Here is a 20,202-nt window from a genome sequence, read left to right on the forward strand (position 1 = left end):
TTGTCGAACCCGGCGCTGCGCCGCGCTGCAGATTTCACGCCGGCGACGCCCCTGGCGGCAGCGCCGCCCGCGGTCCGCGGGAGCGGCCATAGACCAGTTTAAAACCAATTGACGGTCCACCTTGTTGGTATTAGAGTGGTATCGACTTCCTGCCGTCGATCATGCCGCTCTCCCTCGCTCCCGACCTGCTGACCTCCCGTGACTCCGGCCGACCCGCGCGTTGGTGGGTGGGCATCGACGGCGGCGGCACCGGCACGCGCGCCGTCGTGGCCGATGGGCAGGGTCGCGTGCTGGGCCGGGGCGAGGCCGGCGCGTCGGCGCTGGGGCAGGGCGCGGCGCAGGCCTGGCGGCATGTGGCCGAGGCCGTCGCGCGGGCCGGCGTGGACGGGCTGGCGCTGGCGGATTGCGCGCTGGGCCTGGGCCTGTCGGGCACCGGCGTGCCGGCGCAGCTGCAGGCCTTCGTCGCGGCCGACCCGGGCGTCGCGCGCTTCACGCTGGTGACGGACGGCATGGCCGCGCTGCTCGGCGCCCATGCCGGCGAGCCGGGCGCGCTGATGATCTCCGGCACCGGCTCGGTCGCCGAGGCGCTGCTGCCGGACGGCAGCCGGCGCATGGTGGGCGGCTGGGGCTGGCAGATCGGCGACGAGGGCAGCGGCGCCTGGCTGGGCCAGCAGGCGATGAAGCTGGCGCAGGCGGCCTACGACGGCCGCGCCGCCGCCGGCCCGCTGGTGCAGGCCGTGTGGGCGAAGGCCGGCGCGTCGCGCGAGGCGATGCTGGGCTTTTGCGCGGCGGCGGGGCAGGGCGGCTATGCCGGCCTGGCGCCGCTGGTGTTCGAGCACGAGGCCGCCGACCCCGCCGCCGCCGCGCTGCTGGGCGAGGCCGCGCGCGCGCTGGAGGCGCTGGCCGCGGCCGTCCACCCGAGCCTGCCGCTGGCGCTGGCCGGCAGCGTCGCGCTGCGCCTGGCGCCGCGCTTCGGCCCGGCGCTGCAGGCCCGCCGCGTCGAGCCCCGGGGCGACGCCGCGTCCGGCGCGCTGTGGCTGATCCAGCAGCAGGCGAGGCCCGCATGAGCGCCGTTTTCGACTTCAGGCCCGACCCCAACGCCGCGTCGCCGCTGTACATGCAGCTGGCGCAGAGCCTGGCGCAGGCGATCCGCGACGGTGTGTTCCACGCCGACGAGGCGCTGCCCAGCGAGCGCGTGCTGGCCGAGCAACTGGCGCTGTCGCGCGTGACCGCGCGCAAGGCCATCGACCGGCTGGTGGAGCAGGGCCTGATCATCCGCAAGCGCGGCTCGGGCAACTACATCGCGCCCAAGCTGGAGCAGCCGCTGACGCGCCTGACCAGCTTCTCCGAGGAGCTGCACCAGCGTGGCTTCATCCCCAGCTCGCGCTGGCTGGTGCGCGGCTTCACGCCCGCGGCGCCGGACGAGCAGCTGTCGCTGGAGCTCAAGAGCGGCGAGCGCGTCGCGCGGCTGGAGCGGCTGCGGATGGCGGACGCGGTGGTGATGGCCTACGAGGTCAGCGTGCTGCCGCAGAGCGTGCTGCCGGACCCGCAGAAGGTCGAGGCGTCGCTGTACACCCACCTCGGCGACCGCGCGCCGGTGCGCGCGCTGCAGCACATCCGCGCGCTGAACGCCGACGCCAAGCTCGCCGGCCTGCTGGAAGTGCCGCTGGGCGCGGCCGTGCTGTTCATCACCCGGGTGGGCTACCTCGCCTCGGGGCAGGCGGTGGAGCTGACGCACTCCTACTGCCGCAGCGACTACTACGACTTCGTCGCCGAAATGAGGCGCGACTGATGCGGATCGAAGGCGACATCGTCACGCCGCAGGGCGTGCTGCGCGGCCACCTGGACCTGGCGCAGGGCCGCATCGCGGCCGTGGCCGGCGCGCCCGTCGACGCGGCGCGCGCGGGCGAGGGCGGCCGGCCGGTGCTGCTGCCCGGCTTCATCGACACCCACGTCCACGGCGGCGGCGGCCGCGACACGATGGAGGGCGGCGATGCCATCGCCACCATCGCGCGCCGCCACGCCCGCCACGGCACGACCGGCATGCTGGCCACGACGATGACGGCGCCCATCGCCGACATCGAGGCCGCGCTGCGGGCGCTGGGGCCGGTCTGCCGCGAGCGCGCGCCGCAGTCGGCCCGCGTGCTGGGCGTGCACCTGGAAGGCCCCTACATCAGCCCCGGCCGCCTGGGCGCGCAGCCCGCGCACGCGATCCCCGCGACGCTGGCCGAGGTGCAGCGCCTGAACGCCATCGCGCCGATCCGCGTGCTGACGATCGCGCCCGAGATGGCCGGCCACCTGGCGCTGATCGGCCCGCTGCGCGACGCCGGCATCCGCGTGCAGATCGGCCACAGCAGCGGCAGCTACGAGGACGGCCTGGCCGCGCTGAATGCCGGCGCGGCCGGCTTCACCCATCTCTTCAACGCCATGAGCGGCCTGCACCACCGCGAGCCCGGCATGGTCGGCGCGGCGCTGGCGCACGGCGAGCACGCCGAGCTGATCCCCGACCTGCTGCACGTCCACCCCGGCGCCATCCGCGCCGCGCTGCGCTGCATCCCGGGCCTGTTCTGCGTGACCGATTCGACCGCCGCCGCCGGCATGCCCGATGGCGAGTACCGCCTCGGCGAGCACACGGTGCAGAAATGCCTGGGCGGCGTGCGCCTGGCCGACGGCACGCTGGCCGGCAGCGCGCTGACGATGGACCAGGCGCTGCGCAACTTGGTGCAGCGACTGGCGCTGCCGCTGGAGGACGCCGTGCGGCGCGTGGCGACGACGGCGGCGGACTACCTCGGCCTGCCGGACCGCGGCCGCCTGGCGCCCGGCGCCTGGGCCGATGTGGTGGTGATGGATGCGGCGCTGAGCGTGCAGCGCGTGTTTGTGGAAGGTGAAGAGATCGATGACCTCGCTGATGCTTGAGGAGGCGCTGAGCGCGCCGGACGTGGTGGCCCGCCAGCTGGCGGCCGACCCGCTCAGTTACGCCCGGCTGGGCCAGGCGCTGCAGGCGCAGCCGCCCAGCGGCGTGCTGACCATCGCGCGCGGCAGCTCCGACCACGCGGCCCACTACCTGGCCTACCTCGTCATGGCGCGGCTGGGCCGGCTGGTCACGTCGCTGCCGATGTCGCTGGTGACGCTGTACCAGAGCCGGCTGCACTGCGAGGGCCTGCTGTCGCTGGCGTTCTCGCAGTCGGGCCAGAGCCCCGACCTGATCGCGCCGACGGCCTTCTTCCGCGCGGGCGGCGCCCGCACGGTGGCCTTCGTCAACGCCGCCGGCTCGCCGCTGGCGGCCGCGGCCGAGCATGTGTTCGAGCTGCACGCCGGCCCCGAGAAGAGCGTGGCCGCCACCAAGAGCTACATCGCCCAGCTGGTGGCCGGCGCCCGCGTGGTGGCCGCCTGGCAGCAGGACGACGCGCTGCGCGCCGCGCTGGACCTGCTGCCCGCGGCGCTGGCGCAGGCCGCCCGGCTGGACTGGAGTGCCGCGCTGCCGGCGCTGCAGGGCGCGGACCGGCTGTTCGTGCTGGGCCGCGGCACCGGCCTGGCCGTGGCGATGGAGGCCGCGCTCAAGCTCAAGGAAACCTGCGGCATCCAGGCCGAGGCGTTCTCGGGCGCCGAGGTCAAGCACGGCCCGATGGCGCTGGTGCGCGACGGCTACCCGCTGCTCGTCTTCGCGCCGCGCGGCCCGGCCCAGGCCGGCCTGCTGGCCATCGCCGAGGAGATGGCCGGCCGCGGCGGCCGCGTGCTGCTGGCCGCGCCGATCGGCACCCGGGTGGCGGCGGGCATCGAGCTGCTGCCGCTGGCCACCACGGGCAGCGAGGACCTGGATCCCATCGCGCTGGTGCAGAGCTTCTACCCGATGGTGGAGGCGCTGGCGCGGGCGCGCGGCTTCGACCCCGACGTCCCGCCCAACCTGGCCAAGGTCACCAAGACCCACTAGAGGACCGCCATGAGCACCTTCGATCCAGGCCGTCTCGTGATGGTCGACATTCCGGGCCGGTCGCTCGACGCCGAGACCGCCGCCTTCCTGCGCGAGCACAAGATCCGCTCGGTCTGCCTGTTCCGCAAGAACCTCGGCAGCGAGGACGAGGTGCGCGCGCTGATGCGCGACCTGATCGACGTGCTCGGCCCCGAGGCGCTGATCGGCATCGACCAGGAGGGCGGCGCCGTCGTGCGCGCCACCTTCCTGCCGCAGCCGCCGTCGGCGATGGCGCTGGGTGCCAGCGGCGACGCGGCGCGCGCCGAGGCCGTCGGCGCGGCCGTCGCGCGCGGGCTGCGCTCGCTGGGCATCAACTGGAACTTCGCGCCGGTGCTGGACGTCAACAACAACCCGGCCAACCCGGTCATCGGCGAGCGCAGCTTCTCGAACGACCCGGCCGAGGTGGCCCGCCTCGCCGCCGCGTGGATGCGCGGCTCGCTGCGCGAGGGCGTGGCCTGCTGCGTGAAGCACTTCCCCGGCCACGGCGACACGCACGTGGACTCGCACCACGCGCTGCCCACCGTCGACAAGAGCCGCGCCGAGCTGGACGCGCTGGAGCTGGCGCCGTTCAAGGCGCTGGCGGCCCAGGCGCCGGCCATGATGACGGCCCACATCGTCTACCCGCAGATCGACCCCGACCGCCCGGCCACGCTGTCGCCGCAGCTCATCGGCGGCATCCTGCGCCAGGACTGGGGCTATGACGGCGTCGTCATCACCGACGCGCTGATGATGAAGGCCGTGGCCGAGCGCTTCGGCTACGCGCGCTCCGCCGTGATGGCCATCGAGGCCGGCGCCGACATGGTGCTGGCCCAGGGCTCCCAGGCCGAGCAGCTGGTCGCCATCAACGCGCTGCGCGAGGCCTTCGCCAGCGGCCGGCTGGCGCCGGCGCAGGGCGAGGTGGCGAACGCGCGCCTGGACCGGCTCGCCGCCGCTTACCCGGCCCGCGCCGTGGACGATGCCGCCGCCCGCGCGGCCGACCATGCGCTGATGGCCGAGGCCTGGGCCGCCGGTCTGACCGCGCTGCGCGGCGCACGGCCGCCCGCGCTGGGCGCGCCGATCCGCGTCATCGTGCAGGGCGACGTGCCGACCGACATGGTCTCCGAGGCCGGCCCCACCGGCCGCCAGGCGGTGGCGCTGTTCGAGGCCTTCACCGACGCGCAGATCCAGATGGTGGACGACATCGCCCAGCTGGACTGGGCCGCGCTGCCCCGCGACGGCCGCGCCAACGTGCTGGTCTCCACCCGCCGCGCCCGCTACGGTCAGGCCGCCGCCGGCTGGCGGCCGGACCTGCACCTGTCGCTGTGGAACCCCTACCAGGCACTGGACGTGGCCGGCCCGACGCTGCTGAGCTGGGGCTTCGCGCCCGGCGCGCTGGCGGGCGTCAAGGCCTGGCTGGAAGGCCGCGTGCCGGCGGCCGGCCGCGCGCCCGAGGGGCTGCGCTGATGGACGCCGCCGCCAAGCCGGCCGCCGCCAGCCCGATGCGCTGGATCCCCAGCCTCTACTTCGTGCAGGGGCTGCAGTTCTTCGTCGTCATGCTGATCGCCGGGCTGATGTTCAAGCAGATGGGCGTGGCCAACGACCAGATCGCGCGCTGGACCGGCCTGATCGGCCTGGCCTGGGCCTTCAAGCCGCTGTGGAGCCCGCTGGTGGAGCTGGCGCGCAGCAAGAAGCGGGTCGTCGTCGCGATGCAGTTCAGCGGCGCCGTGGGCCTCGGCCTGCTGGCGCTGGCGCTGCAGGCCAGCAACTTCTTCGCGCTCAGCATCGCGGTGCTGTTCTTCCTGGCCTATGCCTCGGCCACGCACGACATCGCCTGCGACGGCCTCTACATGGGCTCGCTGGACGCCAAGCGCCAGGCCGCCTACGCGGGCTGGCAGGGCGCGTTCTTCAATGCGTCCAAGTTCCTGACGCTGGGCGGCCTGATGGTGCTGGCCGGGCGGCTGGAGACGCGCATGGGCGTGTTCAACGCCTGGAGCCTGATCTTCGCGCTGCTGGCCGGCCTGCTGGCGCTGCTGGCCGCGTGGAATGCCCGGGCGCTGCCCAACCCGCAGCGCCTGTCCGGCGAGCCGGTGAAGCTGGGCGAGATCGTCGCCGACTTCCTGAAGAAGCCCGGCATCTGGAAGATGGTGCTGTTCATCGTCATCTTCCGCCTCGCCGAGGGCCAGGTGCAGACCATCGGCCCGCTGTTCCTGATCGAGCCGCGCGGCGCCGGCGGCCTGGGCCTGACCAGCGAGCAGGTGGGCGGCGTGTACGGCACGGTGGGCACGGCGGCCTTCCTGGTCGGCTCCATCCTGGGCGGCTACTTCACCTCCTGGCTGGGCCTGAAGCGCGCGATGCCGGTGCTGGTGCTGATGATGGCCGTGCCCAACGCGGTGTTCTGGGGCCTGAGCCTGGCGATGCCCACATCCATCTGGACCATCGGCGCGGCCGTGGGCGTGGAGATGTTCGGCTACGGCTTCGGCTTCGTCGGCATGATCCTGTACATCATGCAGGTGGTGGCCCCGGGCCGCTACCAGACGGCCCACTACGCGCTCGGCTCGGGCGTCATGCAGCTGGGCTTCATCCTCAGCAAGACCCTCAGCGGCGACATCCAGGTGGCCATGGGCTACCAGCACTTCTTCCTGTGGACGCTGGTCTGCGGCGTGCCCGCGCTGCTGCTGCTGCTGTGGGTGCCCATGCCGCGCCCCAACCCGACGCCGGAGCCCCTCCCCGCATGAAGCACGCCTTCTTCTCCCTGCCAGCCCTGGCCCTGGCCGCGGCGCCCGCCCTCGCGGCCAACGCCGCGGCCGGCGAGTTCTTCGACGACTTCTCCCAGCCCGACACCGCCGCGCTGCGCGCCAGCGGCTGGGTGCTGCGCGACGGCGGCGGCCACCCCGGCCTGCCGGGCACGCGCTTCGCGCCCGGCCAGGTGTCCGTCGCCGACGGCCAGCTGAAGCTGCGGCTGGACACGGATGGCACCGCCGCCGGCACCGCGCAGCCGCAGCTGTGCGCGGCGCGCAAGTTCCTGTGGGGCACGACGACGGCGCGCGTGCGGCTGCGCGACACCGCCACGCGCGACACCGTCGTGCAGGCCTTCTACCTCGCCGGCCCGCTGCGCTACGACTTCGACCCCGAGTTCAGCGAGGTCGATTTCGAATACCTCCCGCACGGCGGCTGGGGCGCGCCGGACACGCGGCTGTACGGCGTGGCCTGGCACACCGTGCGCGTGAATCCCTTTCTGCCGTTCAACAGCTCGGGCCAGCACAAGGGCTCGCATGACGGCTGGCAACTCCTGACCGTGCAGGTCGAGGCCGGCCGCGTGCGCCACTACGCCAACGACAAGCTGCTCAACGAGGCCGCCGGCCGCAACGTGCCGGTGAAGCCCATGGCGATCAGCTTCAGCCACTGGTTGTCCGGCGGCGCGACGCCCGGCGCGGCGCGCGCGCACGAGTTCGAGGTCGACTGGGTGCTGCACGCCCAGGGCCAGGTGCTCAGCCCGGCGGCCATGCAGGCGCGCGCCGCCGAACTGCAGCGCCAGGGCGTGGCCCGCCGCGACACCGTGCCCGACGCCGGCCTGACCAGCGACTGCAACCTATGACCTGGCGCTTCCTGTTCCTCGCGCTGGCGCTGGCGGCCTCGCTGGCGCAGGCCCGCACCCCCGTCGTCGGCACCTACGTGCTGGCCGAGCGCGGCGTGCAGGCCGTCGAGCAGCTCCCGCCGGGCCGCGTGTCGCACATCCTGTACGCCTTCCTGTTGGTCTGCGGCGAAGGCCAGCGCCCGCAGGAGGCCGAGGCCTGCGCCGGCCAGCCCGCCTTCGGCATCGCGCCGCATGCGGACCAGGCCGTCTTCTCGGCCGCCTTCCAGCGCCTGAAGCAGCGCGACCCGCGGGTGCAGGTGCTCGCCTCGGTGGGCGGCTGGGGTGGCTCGGACCCGTTCTTCCACCTCGCCGCGACGCCCGAGGGGCGCACCGCGTTCGTGCAGTCGGCGCTGGACTGGCTGCGCGCCCACCCCGGCTTCGACGGCCTGGACATCGACTGGGAGCACCCCGGCAACAACGGCGCCGTCAACGGCGTGCAGCTGGGCGGCCCGGCCGACGGCGAGCACTTCGCGCAGCTGCTGCAGGACCTGCGCACCGGCCTGGACGCGCTGGGCCGCGAGACCGGCCGGCGCTACGCGCTGACCGTGGCCATCAACACCACCCGGGAGCAGCTCGCGCGCATGCCCATGGGCCGCGCGGCCCGCTCGCTGGACCTGGTGTTCATGATGACCTACGACTTCGCCGGCCCCTGGAGCACCCGGGCCGCGCACCACACCGCGCTGCGCAGCGCCCGGGCCGGCGGCGAGAGCCTGGAGCGGGCCGTGGCCACCCTGAAGGCCGAGGGCGTGCCGGCGGCCAAGATGGTGGCCGGCGTGGCGATGTACGGCCGGGGCTTCAGCGGCGTCAAGGCGGACGGCAGCTTTGCCGGCCCGTGGCCGAATGCCGACGGCTCCGTCGCGTTCAAGGACCTGGCCGCTCTGAAGGCGCGCGGCCTGAAGCCCAGGTTCGACCGGGCCACGCAGTCCTGGGCGCTGGTGGGCGGCGGCGTGTTCGTCGGCTACGACGACCCGCGCGCGGTGCGCGCCAAGGTCGCCTTCGCCCGGCGCCAGGGGCTGGCCGGGGTGTTCGCCTGGGAGCTGGGCCAGGACAATGGCGAGATCCTGGACGCCATGAACACCACCCCGTGAACACGACCCGCCGCATCGCCTCCGTGGACGCGCTGCGCGGCCTGGCCGTGGCGGCCATGCTGCTGGTCAACAACCCCGGCGACTGGGGCCATGTCTACGCGCCGCTGCAGCATGCCGCCTGGCACGGCTGCACGCCGACGGACCTGATCTTCCCGTTCTTCCTGTTCATCGTCGGTGTGTCCACGGCGCTGGCCATCGGGCCGCGCGTGCAGGCCGGCGCCGCGCCGGGGCCGCTGCGCGCCGCCGTCGTGCGGCGCGGCCTGCGCATCCTGGCGCTGGGCCTGCTGCTGCATGCGCTGGCCTGGTGGCTGCTGGACAAGCCCGAGTTCCGCATGCCCGGCGTGCTGCAGCGCATCGGGCTGTGCTTCATCGCCGCCGGGCTGGTGGCCGTGCAGTGGCGCGCGCGCGGGCAGTGGCTGCTGCTGGTCGTGCTGCTGGCCGGCTACGGCGCGCTGCTGCAGGGCAGCGGGGCGCCGCTGGAGAAGCTGGGTAGCCTGCAGCAGCGCCTGGACACGGCGCTGCTGGGCCGCTTCGCCTACGAGTGGAACGCGCAGACCGGCATCGCCTTCGACCCCGAGGGCCTGCTGTCCACGCTGGGCGCGCTGGCGACCACGGTGTTCGGCCTGCTGTGCGGCGGCCTGCTGCGGCGCGAGGCGCCGCGCGCCGTACTGCTGACCGGCATCGCGGCGGCGCTGGTGGGCGCCTGGTGGTCCACCTGGCTGCCGTGGAACAAGCAGCTGTGGACGCCCAGCTTCGTGCTGTGGACCGGCGGCCTGGCCGCCGTGGCGCTGGCCGCCGCGCGCGTCTGGGTGGATGTGCGCGGCCACCGCCCCTGGGGGCGGGCCTTCGGGCTGAACGCGATCGGCGCCTATGCCGGGGCCTGGCTGTGCGCGGTCCTGCTGGCGGCCAGCGGCTGGATGGCGCCGCTCTACGCCACCATGTTCGGCCCGGTGGGCGCGGCGCTCGGGCCGCATGCGCAGTCGCTCGCCTTCGCGCTCGCCTTCGTGGCGGCCTGGGCCGCCATCGTCTGGGCGCTGGACCGGCGCGGGCTGTACTGGAAGATCTGAGAGCGTGGGCGCCGCGTGATGGGGACACAGCCGTGAGCGAGCCGTTCTCGATCCGCATGCCGCCGGACATCCGCTCCGTGCGGGTGGGCGAGCACCCGGTCGTCTTCATCGACGATTTCCTGGAAGACCCGCAGGCCCTGGTCGAAGCGGCGCGCCAGGCCCGCTTCGAGCCCTGCCCCGGCGCGGACGAGCGCCGGGGCTACCCCGGCGTGCGCGCACCGGCACCGCGGGCCTATTCGGAGCGCCTGACGGAACTGCTGGACCCGCTCATCAAGCTCAACTTCGGCGTGCCCGAGCATCTGCCGGTGAAGAAGACGCCCTGCGCCTTCTCTCTGACGACGGTGGCGCCGCACGAACTGGGGCCCCTGCAGCGCGTGCCGCATTTCGACGCCAGCACGCCGCACTACATGGCGGTGCTGCTCTATCTCTGCGACGAGCGGCATGGCGGCACGGCCTTCTACCGCCACCGGGCCAGCGGCCTGCAGCAGATCACGGCCGAGAACCGCGAGCGCTATGGCGAGCTGATCTACGGCGAGGTCGAGCGCCGCCCGGCGCCGCCGCGCTATTTCGGCGACTCGGACGAGCATTTCGAGTTCCTCGGCATGATGCCGGCGCGCTTCAACCGCCTCGTGGCCTATCGCGGCAGCCTGCTGCATTCGGCCATCGTCAACCCGCAGCACGGATTGAGTGCTGACCCCGGACGGGGGCGGCTGACGGTCAATACCTTCTACGATTTCTAGTCGCCGCCACTGCGGAGCTGGCGCACCGATTCCGCGAGGCGTGCTGCGTTCGCGGGGCTGCGCATCAGGTAGCTGGTTTCTTGCAAGGCGTTGAACTCATCCAGCGAGAGCATGACCACCGGCTTGCCGCGCCGGGGCGTGATCCGTACGGGCGCGTGGCCGTCGTTCACCAGTCGCATGAGTTCGGCAAGGCGGGCACGTGCGTCGCTGCAGGTGAGTGTGAGCATGGCGGCTTCCGTGTCGTCAAGCGATGCGCGAAGTTTGGCGCATTCCAGACATGGGCGCGCCGCATGAAAAACACCCCGGCAACCGAAGCTGCCGGGGTGTGCGGGGAGCGAGCCGCCCCGGGGCGGGGCGGCGGGGCGGTCGCCGATCAGAACTTGGCCGTCAGGCCCAGCTTGTAGGTCGTTTCGCCCTTGAAAGACCAGGCCGGGAAGCCGGCGCGCAGCGGATCCTTGACAGCGGCGTTGTTTGCGGCTGCGGCACCGTACTGGACGTCGTCTTCCTTGGTCAGGTTGACCGCGTCCAGGCTCAGCTTCAGCCACTTGTTGATGTTCCAGCCCAGGCTCAGGTCCAGCGTGCCGTAGGCATCGTGCATGCGGTTGCCATACCACTTGGCGCCTTCGCGGATCATGTACTTGGAGCGCCAGTTGTAGGCCAGGCGGCCGAAGTAGTTCTCGGTTTCGTAGTAGCCCACCAGGTTCAGGTTGTGCTTGGACGCCTGGGTGAAGACGTTCAGGCTATCCAGATAGCTGGTGCCCGGCGCCGTGCCTTCGGTGTAGGTGTAGTTGCCGATGGCACCGAAACCGTTGTTGAACGAGTGGTTGGCTTGCAGTTCCAGGCCTCGGATACGGCCGCCGCCGGCGTTTTGGAAGCTCTCCACCGTCCAGTTGTCCACTTGGGTGACCGGATCGATCAGGCCGACCTTCTGGTTCTGCAGAACGTTGGAGACGATGAAGTTCGAGATGTCCTTCACGAAGTAGGTGGCCGACAGCAGGTTGCCCTTGCCGTAGTAGTACTCCAGGCCGATGTCGGCTTGGCTGGACTTCATGGGCTTGAGGGCGACGTTGCCGATGGTCCAGGTTTCGTTGTTCGGCCGGTCGTCGTTGTAGCCGGACACCGTCACGCCGAACATGTTGGCGAAGTTCGGCCGCGTGATGGCCTGGGACGCCGTGGCGCGCAGTACGAGGTCACGGCGCAGGTCGAAGGCGATGTTCAGGCTGGGCAGAACGTCGTTGTACTTCGCGTCGGTGGTTGCCGTGGTTTTGGCCCAATTCTGGTTGCCGCTGTACTGGTCGGCCGGTGTCGTGCCGTCGAACTTGTAGCCCGTGCTGCTGACTCGGGTCGAGATGTAGCGCAGGCCGAAGTTGCCGCGCACGCCCTCTGCATCGAACTCGAACATGCCGTAGACCGAGCGGTTTTTCTCGTTCAGCTCGCTGTAGCCGGATCGGTCCTCGACCCAGCCGGAGATGTTCTTGTGGGTGCCTGCCAGCATGGCGCCGATGTTGGCGCGCGGAACGGACCAACCGGCCACGTCCACCGAGCCGTCGAACAGCGAGGCGGTGTCGGTCGCAGCGATGGTGCTGTTCCAGATCGGGCGGAAGCTGCGCTTCTCGAATGTGTGGTCGGCCAGGCGGATGCCGGTCTTGAAGGCGTTGATGACGCCCCAGTCCAGATTGAAGGTCGCGTCGAACTGGCCGAACTTCTCCTTGTCCTTGTTCGGGCCAGCCGAAGTGGCCCAGGTCTCGGGAGACATCTGTGTCGGCAGGGCGCTCAGTCCCCAGGACTGGTCGGAGGTTGGGTTGATGCCGATCTGTTTGCCGGTGGCATCGATCGTGCCTTGCCAGTTCGGACGCTTGAATGGACCCGTTGCGCCGTCGAATGCGGCGGTCTGATAGTTGGCCGTGATCGACGTGCCGCCTTCGGCTGCGGTAGCGCCGAGCACGAGGTCGAACTTGGCATCGCCGATGCGGTAGTGGGCGTCAGCCACCACGCTGTTCGAGTCCATGCTGGCGCCGCGCGCCCAGACTTGGAAGAACTTGTGGGCCAGCGGGTTGGTGGCCGTCGTGGTGCTGTGCAGGCACATGCCGTTGGGGTTGAACGAGTCCGACTTCACTTCCGGATTGCGCTTGTCGCAGTTCTGGTCGTGCATCAGATAGTCGCTGGCGTTGGAGCTGTCGGCATCAAGCTTCATGCTCAGCACGTTCAGGCCCAATTCCAGACCGTCGACAGGGCGGGCTTGGAGCGCGACGTTGAAGGAGGTGCGCTTGCGATCCTGTACGAAGGCGGTGGGGGCCACATCGCTGTTCCAGCGGCTGTCGGCTTCCACGCCGTTCCGGATGTAGCTGCCCTTGGACAGGCCGGCGGCCACCAGCACGCCGAAGCGGCGATTGGCGGTGCGCCAGCTGTAGAGGCCGGACACTTCCTTCTCGGGGTCGCTGATGGTGCTGTGGCTGTAGTGCGTGCTCAGGAAGACGGTGTTGGGGTCCAGATCCAGCGGCTTGCGGGTCTTGACGATCACGGTGCCGCCGATGCCGCCCTCGGTCAGATTGGCCTGCGAGGATTTGTAGACCTCCATGCCGCCGATCAGCTCGGGCGGCAACAGCGAGTAGTTGAACGAACGGTCGATGTCCATCTGGTCGTACCAGCCGGTGGACGCGACGGTCTGGCCGTTCAGCGTGGTGTAGGTCATCTGCGGGTCGGAGCCGCGGATGGAGACGGACGAGCCCTGGCCGAATGCGCGGCCGACGGACACGCCGGGAATGCGGCCCAGCGCCTGGCCGACGTCGGAGTCGGGCAGTTTGCCCACGTCCTCGGCGGACACGGCATCCACCACGGCGGTGGCATTCTTCTTGATCGTCGCAGCGGATTGCAGCGAGGCGCGGATGCCGGTGATGACGACCTGCTCCAGCTGTGCCGGGGCCGAAGCTGCGGCGGCAGGCGCCTCGGCCTGCTGCGCCTGGGCGGCGAACGACATGCCCAGCAATGCCAGCGACGCAGCGGTCGCGATAGGGGTCTGCTTGACCTTCATGAACTGTTTCCTCGTTGTGGCCAATGAAATCGGGCGGACGGTGGCGGCTTTTTCCGGTTGCATACCACCTTGAGTCCGGTTGGCCCTCCGCCTGTCGGCATCGAGACCAGTGCAACCAGTGTGACGCCAATGTAGCAATGGATAACGCCACTTTGCTACCAGTCTGAACCGGGGACTTACCCGAGGGGCGCGCGGAGGATGCACGGTTGTGGCGGCCTTCCCTCTGGGGGCGCGTCGGGGTCGGCGGTGATGGGGTGGATTTGTGGTATTAAATTGGTATTGAATGCATGTTGCGCACCAGCTACGGGCTGGCTGGCGTGGTGGATGTTCTTGCCGGCCGGCTGGATGTCGGGTGGGGGTTGGCGGTGCGTATCGCCATGGGCGTCGCCGTCGCGTTGCGGCTGGCGATGCGGCGGCCTGATGTTGGTGCGCGGGAGGGGGTGGTGCCTGGCCGTCGTCCGGCATCGCCGGCTGCGCACGCGATCTTGCAAGGCTCCTGTTGCACCTCGTCAACCCTGTGCTATAGTTGCGGGCTTGCCTCAGGAGGGGTGGCCGAGTGGTTAAAGGCAGCAGACTGTAAATCTGCCCGCATTGCGTACGCTGGTTCGAATCCAGCCTCCTCCACCAAAGCATGTGCCTGCCGGCGCGTGCCGAGGATGTCCCTGATGGCAAGGGCTCCCAGGGCGGGAGTAGTTCAATGGTAGAACCTTAGCCTTCCAAGCTAATGACACGGGTTCGATTCCCGTTTCCCGCTCCACCTGCGAGCGGCTTGGTCGGCCAGCGTCGACACCGGTTTGCCGGCCAGCGTCCCTGGCGCCAAACCCGTGCCGATGCCCATGTGGCTCAGTGGTAGAGCACTCCCTTGGTAAGGGAGAGGTCACGCGTTCGATCCGCGTCATGGGCACCACCCTTTCTTTTTCTTCTACTCGTTCTCAACGGGTTCGCCTCAGGAGCGCAAGATGGCAAAAGGCAAGTTTGAACGGACCAAGCCGCACGTGAACGTGGGCACGATTGGTCACGTGGACCACGGGAAGACGACGCTGACGGCGGCGATTGCGACGGTGCTGTCGAAGAAGTTCGGCGGGGAGGCCAAGGCCTACGACCAGATCGACGCGGCGCCGGAAGAAAAGGCACGCGGCATCACGATCAACACCGCGCACGTCGAGTACGAAACGGCCAACCGCCACTACGCGCACGTGGACTGCCCGGGCCACGCCGACTACGTGAAGAACATGATCACCGGTGCCGCCCAGATGGACGGCGCCATCCTGGTGTGCTCGGCCGCTGACGGCCCGATGCCCCAGACCCGCGAACACATCCTGCTGGCCCGCCAGGTCGGCGTGAAGTACATCATCGTCTTCCTGAACAAGTGCGACATGGTGGACGACGCCGAGCTGCTGGAGCTCGTCGAAATGGAAGTGCGCGAACTGCTGAGCAAGTACGACTTCCCCGGCGACGACACCCCGATCATCAAGGGCTCGGCCAAGCTGGCCCTGGAAGGCGACGCCGGCGACCTGGGCGAACAAGCCATCATGCGCCTGGCCGAAGCGCTGGACACCTACATCCCGACGCCGGACCGTGCCGTTGACGGCGCCTTCCTGCTGCCGGTGGAAGACGTGTTCTCCATCTCCGGCCGCGGCACCGTGGTGACCGGCCGCGTCGAGCGCGGCATCATCAAGGTCGGCGAAGAAATCGAAATCGTCGGCATCCGCGAAGTGCAGAAGACCACGGTCACGGGCGTGGAAATGTTCCGCAAGCTGCTGGACCAAGGCCAGGCGGGCGACAACGTCGGCATCCTGCTGCGCGGCACCAAGCGCGAAGACGTGGAACGCGGCCAAGTGCTGGCCAAGCCGGGCACGATCAAGCCGCACACGCACTTCACGGCCGAAATCTACGTGCTGAGCAAGGAAGAAGGCGGCCGCCACACGCCGTTCTTCAACAACTACCGTCCGCAGTTCTACTTCCGCACGACGGACGTGACCGGCGCGGTGGAGCTGCCCAAGGACAAGGAAATGGTCATGCCCGGCGACAACGTCGGCATCACCGTGAAGCTGATCGCGCCGATCGCGATGGAGCAAGGCCTGCGCTTCGCCATCCGTGAAGGCGGCCGCACCGTCGGCTCCGGCGTCGTCGCCACGATCCTGGAATAAGTTTTAGGCCGCAGGGGCATAGCTCAATTGGCAGAGCGTCGGTCTCCAAAACCGAAGGTTGGGGGTTCGAGACCCTCTGCCCCTGCCACCCGCCACTGATCACGGCGGTTGGTTTCCCGGCTCAACAAGCATCGGCCCGCGAGAGTGATCTCGGCGGGCCTTGCTGCTGATGGCTACGAGCCGTGGCGGCGTTGAAGCATCGCAAGGTTTCGGGCCTGCGCGGTGCGTGAAAGACAAGTACTGATGGCGAATCCTCCCCAAGTCGAAACCGTGACCAGCAGCGCCGACAAGGCCAAGCTGGTCGCTGCGGTGCTGCTGCTGGTCGGCGCGCTGGTGGCTTACTACGGCTTGTCCAAACAGGGCGCGCTGGTGCAGTGGGCCTCGCTCATCGTGCTGCTGGCCGCCGGCGCGGCGGCGTTCTTCACGTCCGAGCACGGCAAGTCGCTGATCGCCTACGGCCGCGATTCGGTGCGCGAGGTGAAGAAGGTCGTCTGGCCGACCCGCAAGGAAGCGATCCAGATGACGGGCTATGTGTTCGCCTTCGTCGTCGTCATGGCGCTGTTCCTGTGGCTGACCGACAAGACGCTGGAATGGGTGCTGTACGACCTGATCCTGGGCTGGAAGCGCTGACCGAGAAGGCAAGGAATCCCAATGTCTGAAGAACAAGTCGTCACGACCGAGGCGCCGGCCGGCCTGCCCAAGCGCTGGTACATCGTCCATGCCTATTCGGGCATGGAGAAGGCCGTCGAGCGCAACCTGCGCGAGCGCATCGACCGCGCCGGCATGCAGGACAAGTTCGGCCGCATCCTGGTGCCGACCGAAGAAGTGGTCGAGCTGAAGAATGGCAAGAAGACCGTCACCGAGCGCCGCATCTACCCGGGCTATGTGCTGGTCGAGATGGTCATGGACGACGAGTCCTGGCACCTGGTGAAGCACACGTCCAAGGTGACGGGCTTCATCGGCGGCGCGCGCAACCGCCCCGCGCCGATCTCGCAGGCCGAGGTCGACAAGATCGTCAACCAGATGCAGGAAGGCATCGAGAAGCCGCGGCCCAAGGTCGAGTGGATGGTCGGCGAGGTGGTGCGCGTCAAGGAAGGCCCGTTCACCGACTTCAACGGCTCGGTCGAGGAAGTCAACTACGACAAGTCCAAGGTGCGGGTGTCGGTCACGATCTTCGGCCGCGCCACGCCGGTCGAGCTGGACTTCGCGCAGGTCGAGAAGGTCTGACGCGCTAGAATCGCGGGTTCGGCCGGCGACCCTGACGCCGGCCCGTGACCAGTCTGCAACGAGAGGCGGACAAGAGGAGCAAAGGTAAGGGCTTCTTCCCGAAAGAGGCCCGAGTCCGATGCGCTAGCACTCAGGCGATTCCGCAGGCCGCGGGTTCGCTGGATTGGAGAAAACATGGCCAAGAAAATTGTCGGCTTCATCAAGCTGCAAATTCCGGCCGGCAAGGCAAATCCTTCGCCGCCGGTGGGTCCCGCGCTGGGTCAGCGCGGCCTGAACATCATGGAGTTCTGCAAGGCGTTCAACGCCCAGACGTCCGGCGCCGGCTTCGAGCCGGGCATGAAGCTGCCGGTGGTCATCACCGCCTTCGCGGACAAGAGCTTCACCTTCGTCATCAAGTCGCCCCCGGCGACCGTGCTGCTGAAGAAGGCCGCCAAGATCGAGAAGGGCTCGCCGCGTCCGCACCTGGACAAGGTCGGCAAGCTGACCCGCGCCCAGCTGGAAGAAATCGCCCAGATCAAGACCAAGGACCTGACGGCCGCCGGCATGGACGCCGCCGTCAAGACCATCGCCGGCTCCGCCCGCTCGATGGGCATCATCGTGGAGGGTGTCTGACATGGCCAAGCTCACCAAGAAGCAGAAGGCGCTGGCCGGCAAGGTCGAAACGACCAAGCTGTACGCGCTGACCGAGGCCCTGGACCTGGTGAAGAGCCTGGCCTCGGCCAAGTTCGATGAGTCCATCGACGTGGCCGTGCAGCTCGGCATCGACGCGAAGAAGTCGGACCAGGTCGTCCGCGGCGCCGTCGTGATGCCCAATGGCACCGGCAAGACCAAGCGCGTCGCCGTGTTCGCCCAGGGCGCGAAGGCCGAGGAAGCCAAGGCCGCCGGCGCCGACGTGGTCGGCATGGAAGACCTGGCCGAGCGCGTGAAGGCGGGCGACATGCCCTTCGACGTGGTCATCGCCTCGCCCGACACGATGCGCGTCGTCGGTACGCTGGGCCAGATCCTGGGCCCGCGCGGCCTGATGCCGAACCCGAAGGTCGGCACCGTCACGCCCGACGTCGCCACCGCCGTCAAGAACGCCAAGGCGGGCCAGGTCCAGTTCCGCGTGGACAAGGCCGGCATCATCCACGGCACGCTTGGCCGTCGCTCGTTCGACACCGACAAGCTGGAAGGCAATCTGCGCGCGCTGATCGAGGCCCTGAACAAGGCCAAGCCGGCGTCGAGCAAGGGCGTCTACCTGCGCAAGGTGGCCGTGTCCTCGACGATGGGCGTCGGCGCCCGCGTCGAAATCGCGTCGATCAACGCCCAGCCCGCCACCGCCTGACCGGCGGCCAGGCCGTCACGGCCTGGTGGGTCATGAATCTGCCCGGGGCGAGTCTGGCCCCGGGCGACAAGATTGGTGGGGCGCCGTGCCGGTTCGCCGGTGCGGCGCGTCATCCAAGACCGTTGGTGGAGGCCCCTTAAATCGCGGCGCAAGCCGGGAACCAACGCAGATGGCGGTCCCGCTGAAAGAAGTCCGTTCCTGACGTGTTTCTTATCAGATGGTCGCTGAATCCCTGGCGCTCTCGAGGCCGCAAGGCCGAGGGAGCAAATGTGAGGAGTAGACCTTGAGTCTCAATCGCAACGAGAAGGCAGCCGTTGTGTCGGACGTGGCGGCGCAAGCCGCCAAGTCGCAGACGCTGGCGCTGGCCGAGTACCGTGGCCTCACCGTGGAAGCCTTGAACAAGCTGCGCGTCGACGCGCGTGCCAAGGGTGTCTATCTTCACGTGCTGAAGAACACCCTGGCCCGTCGCGCCGTCGCCGGCACGCCGTTCGAGGCGGCTGCGGAGAGCATGGTCGGCCCGCTGATCTACGGCTTTTCGGAAGATGCTGTCGCGGCTGCCAAAGTCATCGCCGACTTTGCCAAGACCAACGACAAGCTCGTCATCAAGGGCGGTGCCTACGGCGGCAAGGCTCTGGACGTCAACGGCGTGAAGGCGCTGGCGGCCGTCCCGAGCAAGGAAGTGCTGCTGTCGCAAATCGCCGGCCTGCTGCTGTCGCCGGTGCAACGCACCGCGGCCGTGCTGGCAGCCCTGGCTCAGCAACGTGGTGGTGGCGCGGAAAGCGCTGCCGAAGCCCCGGCTGCGGCCTGATCGACGACAAATCTCGCGTTCACACGCAAACCATCTGTTATTTAGGAACACATCATGGCATTCGATAAAGACGCTTTCCTGACCGCCCTGGACAGCATGACCGTCCTGGAACTGAACGACCTGGTCAAGGCGATCGAAGAGAAGTTCGGCGTGTCCGCCGCTTCGATGGCAGCCCCGGCCGCGGGTGGCGCTGCTGGCGGCGGCGCTGCTGCTGCTGAAGAGAAGACCGAGTTCAACGTCGTCCTGACCGACGCCGGCGCCCAGAAGGTCGGCGTCATCAAGGCCGTCCGCGAAATCACGGGCCTGGGCCTGAAGGAAGCCAAGGACCTGGTCGACGGCGCGCCGAAGAACGTCAAGGAAGGCATCTCCAAGGCCGACGCCGAAGCCGCCGTCAAGAAGCTGGTCGAAGCCGGCGCCAAGGCCGAGCTCAAGTAATTCGATCGGCGCTCGGCGACTGCGCGGGCCGATCTCGGGCCTTCGATGCTCACCGCACGGAAGTGCGGTTCCGCGTCTCAGACCCGACCTCGACCCGCTCGCGACGCCGCTCGCCGACCGAATCTCGTACTTCGGTCGAGGTTCATCAAAGGGGTAGCCCTCGGGCTTCCCCTTTTTCGTCTTTGCGGGTTTATCCCGTGGAGAACAGCTGAAAGAACCGTGCGCGGTATGATGCGCGGTTCTTTCACGTGTTCTCTGATCCGACTGCAGAGAACCAGTTTGGTCGGACTCTGGTGCAAGGCCAGGGTTGTCCGCCAGCGGTTGGTAGTGGCCAACCACCAAGCTAGGCAGCCGCCCGTCCCGGGTGCGTGAGCCAGCCAGTCGCCGACGCGGTGCGTCCCACGGCCGGGGGCGCACTCGACACGGAGTGTTTATGGCGCAAGCAACCCCCTACAGCTACACCGAGCGCAAGCGGATCCGCAAGAGCTTCGGCAAGCGCGAGAGCGTTCTCAACGTCCCCTATCTGCTGACGATGCAGAAGGACAGCTACGTGGCCTTCCTGCAGAAGGACGTGCCCCCCGCCAAGCGCAAGCCCGAGGGCTTGCAGGCGGCCTTCCTGTCGGCGTTCCCGATTGTTTCGCACAACGGTTTCGTCGAGATGAAGTTCCTCGAGTTCAACATCGCCAAGCCGCCGTTCGACACCCGCGAGTGCCAGCAGCGGGGGTTGACCTACGCAGCCGCCGTGCGCG

20 protein-coding genes and 4 tRNA genes are annotated in these 20,202 nt (G+C 69.4%); 22 read left to right on the plus strand and 2 right to left on the minus strand.

From position 1 onward, the window contains the following. Nucleotides 1-161: 161 nt before the first annotated feature. From QM788_RS08975 to QM788_RS09020, 10 genes are read left to right on the plus strand one after another with little or no spacing between them, the layout of a single operon-like run. Nucleotides 162-1,067 (plus strand): BadF/BadG/BcrA/BcrD ATPase family protein, encoded by a 906-nt coding sequence (locus QM788_RS08975; protein WP_415661142.1) that lies wholly within the window; start codon nt 162-164, stop codon nt 1,065-1,067. Continuing rightward, on the plus strand, nt 1,064-1,792 hold the full coding sequence (locus tag QM788_RS08980) for a GntR family transcriptional regulator (protein ID WP_415661143.1): 729 nt from the start codon (nt 1,064-1,066) through the stop codon (nt 1,790-1,792). Before QM788_RS08975 ends, QM788_RS08980 begins: the two co-directional genes overlap by 4 nt. Beyond that, on the plus strand, nt 1,792-2,916 hold the full coding sequence (gene nagA, locus QM788_RS08985) for an N-acetylglucosamine-6-phosphate deacetylase (RefSeq protein ID WP_415661144.1): 1,125 nt from the start codon (nt 1,792-1,794) through the stop codon (nt 2,914-2,916). Before QM788_RS08980 ends, nagA begins: the two co-directional genes overlap by 1 nt. Beyond that, nucleotides 2,897-3,931: an SIS domain-containing protein gene (locus QM788_RS08990; protein WP_415661145.1), complete on the plus strand. Its 1,035-nt coding sequence runs from the start codon at nt 2,897-2,899 to the stop codon at nt 3,929-3,931. Before nagA ends, QM788_RS08990 begins: the two co-directional genes overlap by 20 nt. A gap of 9 nt (nt 3,932-3,940) precedes the next feature. Next, nucleotides 3,941-5,413 (plus strand): beta-N-acetylhexosaminidase, encoded by a 1,473-nt coding sequence (gene nagZ, locus QM788_RS08995; RefSeq protein ID WP_415661146.1) that lies wholly within the window; start codon nt 3,941-3,943, stop codon nt 5,411-5,413. Next, the gene (locus QM788_RS09000) at nt 5,413-6,684 is read left to right on the plus strand and encodes an MFS transporter (protein WP_415661147.1); all 1,272 of its coding nucleotides are present in this window, start codon (nt 5,413-5,415) and stop codon (nt 6,682-6,684) included. Before nagZ ends, QM788_RS09000 begins: the two co-directional genes overlap by 1 nt. Further along, nucleotides 6,681-7,544, plus strand: a complete 864-nt coding sequence (locus QM788_RS09005; protein WP_415661148.1) for a glycoside hydrolase family 16 protein — start codon at nt 6,681-6,683, stop codon at nt 7,542-7,544. The genes QM788_RS09000 and QM788_RS09005 overlap by 4 nt, the downstream gene beginning before the upstream one ends. Continuing rightward, entirely contained in the window at nt 7,541-8,671 is a 1,131-nt protein-coding gene (locus tag QM788_RS09010; protein WP_415661149.1) for a glycoside hydrolase family 18 protein, read from the plus strand. Before QM788_RS09005 ends, QM788_RS09010 begins: the two co-directional genes overlap by 4 nt. Beyond that, nucleotides 8,668-9,738, plus strand: coding sequence for an acyltransferase family protein (locus tag QM788_RS09015; protein ID WP_415661150.1), 1,071 nt, complete (start codon nt 8,668-8,670; stop codon nt 9,736-9,738). Before QM788_RS09010 ends, QM788_RS09015 begins: the two co-directional genes overlap by 4 nt. Nucleotides 9,739-9,770: 32 nt before the next feature. Next, nucleotides 9,771-10,478, plus strand: a complete 708-nt coding sequence (locus tag QM788_RS09020) for a DUF6445 family protein (RefSeq protein ID WP_415661151.1) — start codon at nt 9,771-9,773, stop codon at nt 10,476-10,478. On the opposite strand, the gene QM788_RS09025 is transcribed toward QM788_RS09020, so the two are convergent. Further along, nucleotides 10,475-10,705, minus strand: coding sequence for a type II toxin-antitoxin system Phd/YefM family antitoxin (locus QM788_RS09025; RefSeq protein ID WP_415661152.1), 231 nt, complete (start codon nt 10,703-10,705; stop codon nt 10,475-10,477). The genes QM788_RS09020 and QM788_RS09025 overlap by 4 nt on opposite strands. A 146-nt stretch (nt 10,706-10,851) precedes the next feature. Beyond that, nucleotides 10,852-13,509, minus strand: a complete 2,658-nt coding sequence (locus QM788_RS09030; protein WP_415661153.1) for a TonB-dependent receptor — start codon at nt 13,507-13,509, stop codon at nt 10,852-10,854. Between the two features lie 542 nt (nt 13,510-14,051). Here QM788_RS09030 and QM788_RS09035 point away from each other — a divergent pair. The 12 genes from QM788_RS09035 to QM788_RS09090 all read left to right on the plus strand — a co-directional run. Then, nucleotides 14,052-14,136: transfer RNA gene (locus QM788_RS09035), tRNA-Tyr, on the plus strand. 56 nt (nt 14,137-14,192) lie between these two features. Then, a tRNA-Gly gene (locus tag QM788_RS09040) sits at nt 14,193-14,266 on the plus strand. A 75-nt stretch (nt 14,267-14,341) separates the two neighbouring features. Next, nucleotides 14,342-14,416 (plus strand) — tRNA-Thr (locus QM788_RS09045). A gap of 52 nt (nt 14,417-14,468) precedes the next feature. Further along, the gene (tuf, locus tag QM788_RS09050; protein ID WP_415661154.1) at nt 14,469-15,659 is read left to right on the plus strand and encodes an elongation factor Tu; all 1,191 of its coding nucleotides are present in this window, start codon (nt 14,469-14,471) and stop codon (nt 15,657-15,659) included. Between the two features lie 12 nt (nt 15,660-15,671). Further along, nucleotides 15,672-15,747: transfer RNA gene (locus QM788_RS09055), tRNA-Trp, on the plus strand. Nucleotides 15,748-15,902: 155 nt separating this feature from the next. Further along, nucleotides 15,903-16,289, plus strand: coding sequence for a preprotein translocase subunit SecE (gene secE / locus QM788_RS09060; RefSeq protein WP_415661155.1), 387 nt, complete (start codon nt 15,903-15,905; stop codon nt 16,287-16,289). 21 nt (nt 16,290-16,310) lie between these two features. Next, nucleotides 16,311-16,886: a transcription termination/antitermination protein NusG gene (nusG, locus tag QM788_RS09065; protein WP_415661156.1), complete on the plus strand. Its 576-nt coding sequence runs from the start codon at nt 16,311-16,313 to the stop codon at nt 16,884-16,886. Between the two features lie 174 nt (nt 16,887-17,060). Further along, nucleotides 17,061-17,498, plus strand: coding sequence for a 50S ribosomal protein L11 (gene rplK / locus QM788_RS09070; protein WP_415661157.1), 438 nt, complete (start codon nt 17,061-17,063; stop codon nt 17,496-17,498). A gap of 1 nt (nt 17,499) precedes the next feature. Further along, complete coding sequence (gene rplA, locus QM788_RS09075; RefSeq protein ID WP_415661158.1) at nt 17,500-18,210, plus strand: 50S ribosomal protein L1; 711 nt, start codon at nt 17,500-17,502, stop codon at nt 18,208-18,210. 283 nt (nt 18,211-18,493) lie between these two features. Next, nucleotides 18,494-19,018 (plus strand): 50S ribosomal protein L10, encoded by a 525-nt coding sequence (gene rplJ / locus QM788_RS09080; protein ID WP_415661159.1) that lies wholly within the window; start codon nt 18,494-18,496, stop codon nt 19,016-19,018. A gap of 54 nt (nt 19,019-19,072) precedes the next feature. Beyond that, on the plus strand, nt 19,073-19,453 hold the full coding sequence (rplL, locus tag QM788_RS09085) for a 50S ribosomal protein L7/L12 (RefSeq protein ID WP_415659296.1): 381 nt from the start codon (nt 19,073-19,075) through the stop codon (nt 19,451-19,453). 433 nt (nt 19,454-19,886) lie between these two features. After that, a partial coding sequence (locus QM788_RS09090) for a hypothetical protein (RefSeq protein WP_415661160.1) occupies nt 19,887-20,202 on the plus strand: 316 nt, incomplete at its 3' end.

The sequence above is a fragment of the Roseateles sp. genome, assembly GCF_047654785.1.
GTDB lineage: Bacteria > Pseudomonadota > Gammaproteobacteria > Burkholderiales > Burkholderiaceae_C > Pelomonas.

Coding starts and splice junctions, on each gene's coding strand:
- rplA (WP_415661158.1), top strand. CDS start 17,500: ATGGCCAAGCTCACCAAGAAGCAGAAGGCGCTGGCCGGCAAGGTCGAA.
- nagZ (WP_415661146.1), top strand. CDS start 3,941: ATGAGCACCTTCGATCCAGGCCGTCTCGTGATGGTCGACATTCCGGGC.
- tuf (WP_415661154.1), top strand. CDS start 14,469: ATGGCAAAAGGCAAGTTTGAACGGACCAAGCCGCACGTGAACGTGGGC.
- QM788_RS09005 (WP_415661148.1), top strand. CDS start 6,681: ATGAAGCACGCCTTCTTCTCCCTGCCAGCCCTGGCCCTGGCCGCGGCG.
- QM788_RS08990 (WP_415661145.1), top strand. CDS start 2,897: ATGACCTCGCTGATGCTTGAGGAGGCGCTGAGCGCGCCGGACGTGGTG.
- rplK (WP_415661157.1), top strand. CDS start 17,061: ATGGCCAAGAAAATTGTCGGCTTCATCAAGCTGCAAATTCCGGCCGGC.
- rplL (WP_415659296.1), top strand. CDS start 19,073: ATGGCATTCGATAAAGACGCTTTCCTGACCGCCCTGGACAGCATGACC.
- secE (WP_415661155.1), top strand. CDS start 15,903: ATGGCGAATCCTCCCCAAGTCGAAACCGTGACCAGCAGCGCCGACAAG.
- QM788_RS09010 (WP_415661149.1), top strand. CDS start 7,541: ATGACCTGGCGCTTCCTGTTCCTCGCGCTGGCGCTGGCGGCCTCGCTG.
- QM788_RS09000 (WP_415661147.1), top strand. CDS start 5,413: ATGGACGCCGCCGCCAAGCCGGCCGCCGCCAGCCCGATGCGCTGGATC.
- nagA (WP_415661144.1), top strand. CDS start 1,792: ATGCGGATCGAAGGCGACATCGTCACGCCGCAGGGCGTGCTGCGCGGC.
- nusG (WP_415661156.1), top strand. CDS start 16,311: ATGTCTGAAGAACAAGTCGTCACGACCGAGGCGCCGGCCGGCCTGCCC.
- QM788_RS08975 (WP_415661142.1), top strand. CDS start 162: ATGCCGCTCTCCCTCGCTCCCGACCTGCTGACCTCCCGTGACTCCGGC.
- QM788_RS09025 (WP_415661152.1), bottom strand. CDS start 10,705: ATGCTCACACTCACCTGCAGCGACGCACGTGCCCGCCTTGCCGAACTC.
- QM788_RS09030 (WP_415661153.1), bottom strand. CDS start 13,509: ATGAAGGTCAAGCAGACCCCTATCGCGACCGCTGCGTCGCTGGCATTG.
- QM788_RS08980 (WP_415661143.1), top strand. CDS start 1,064: ATGAGCGCCGTTTTCGACTTCAGGCCCGACCCCAACGCCGCGTCGCCG.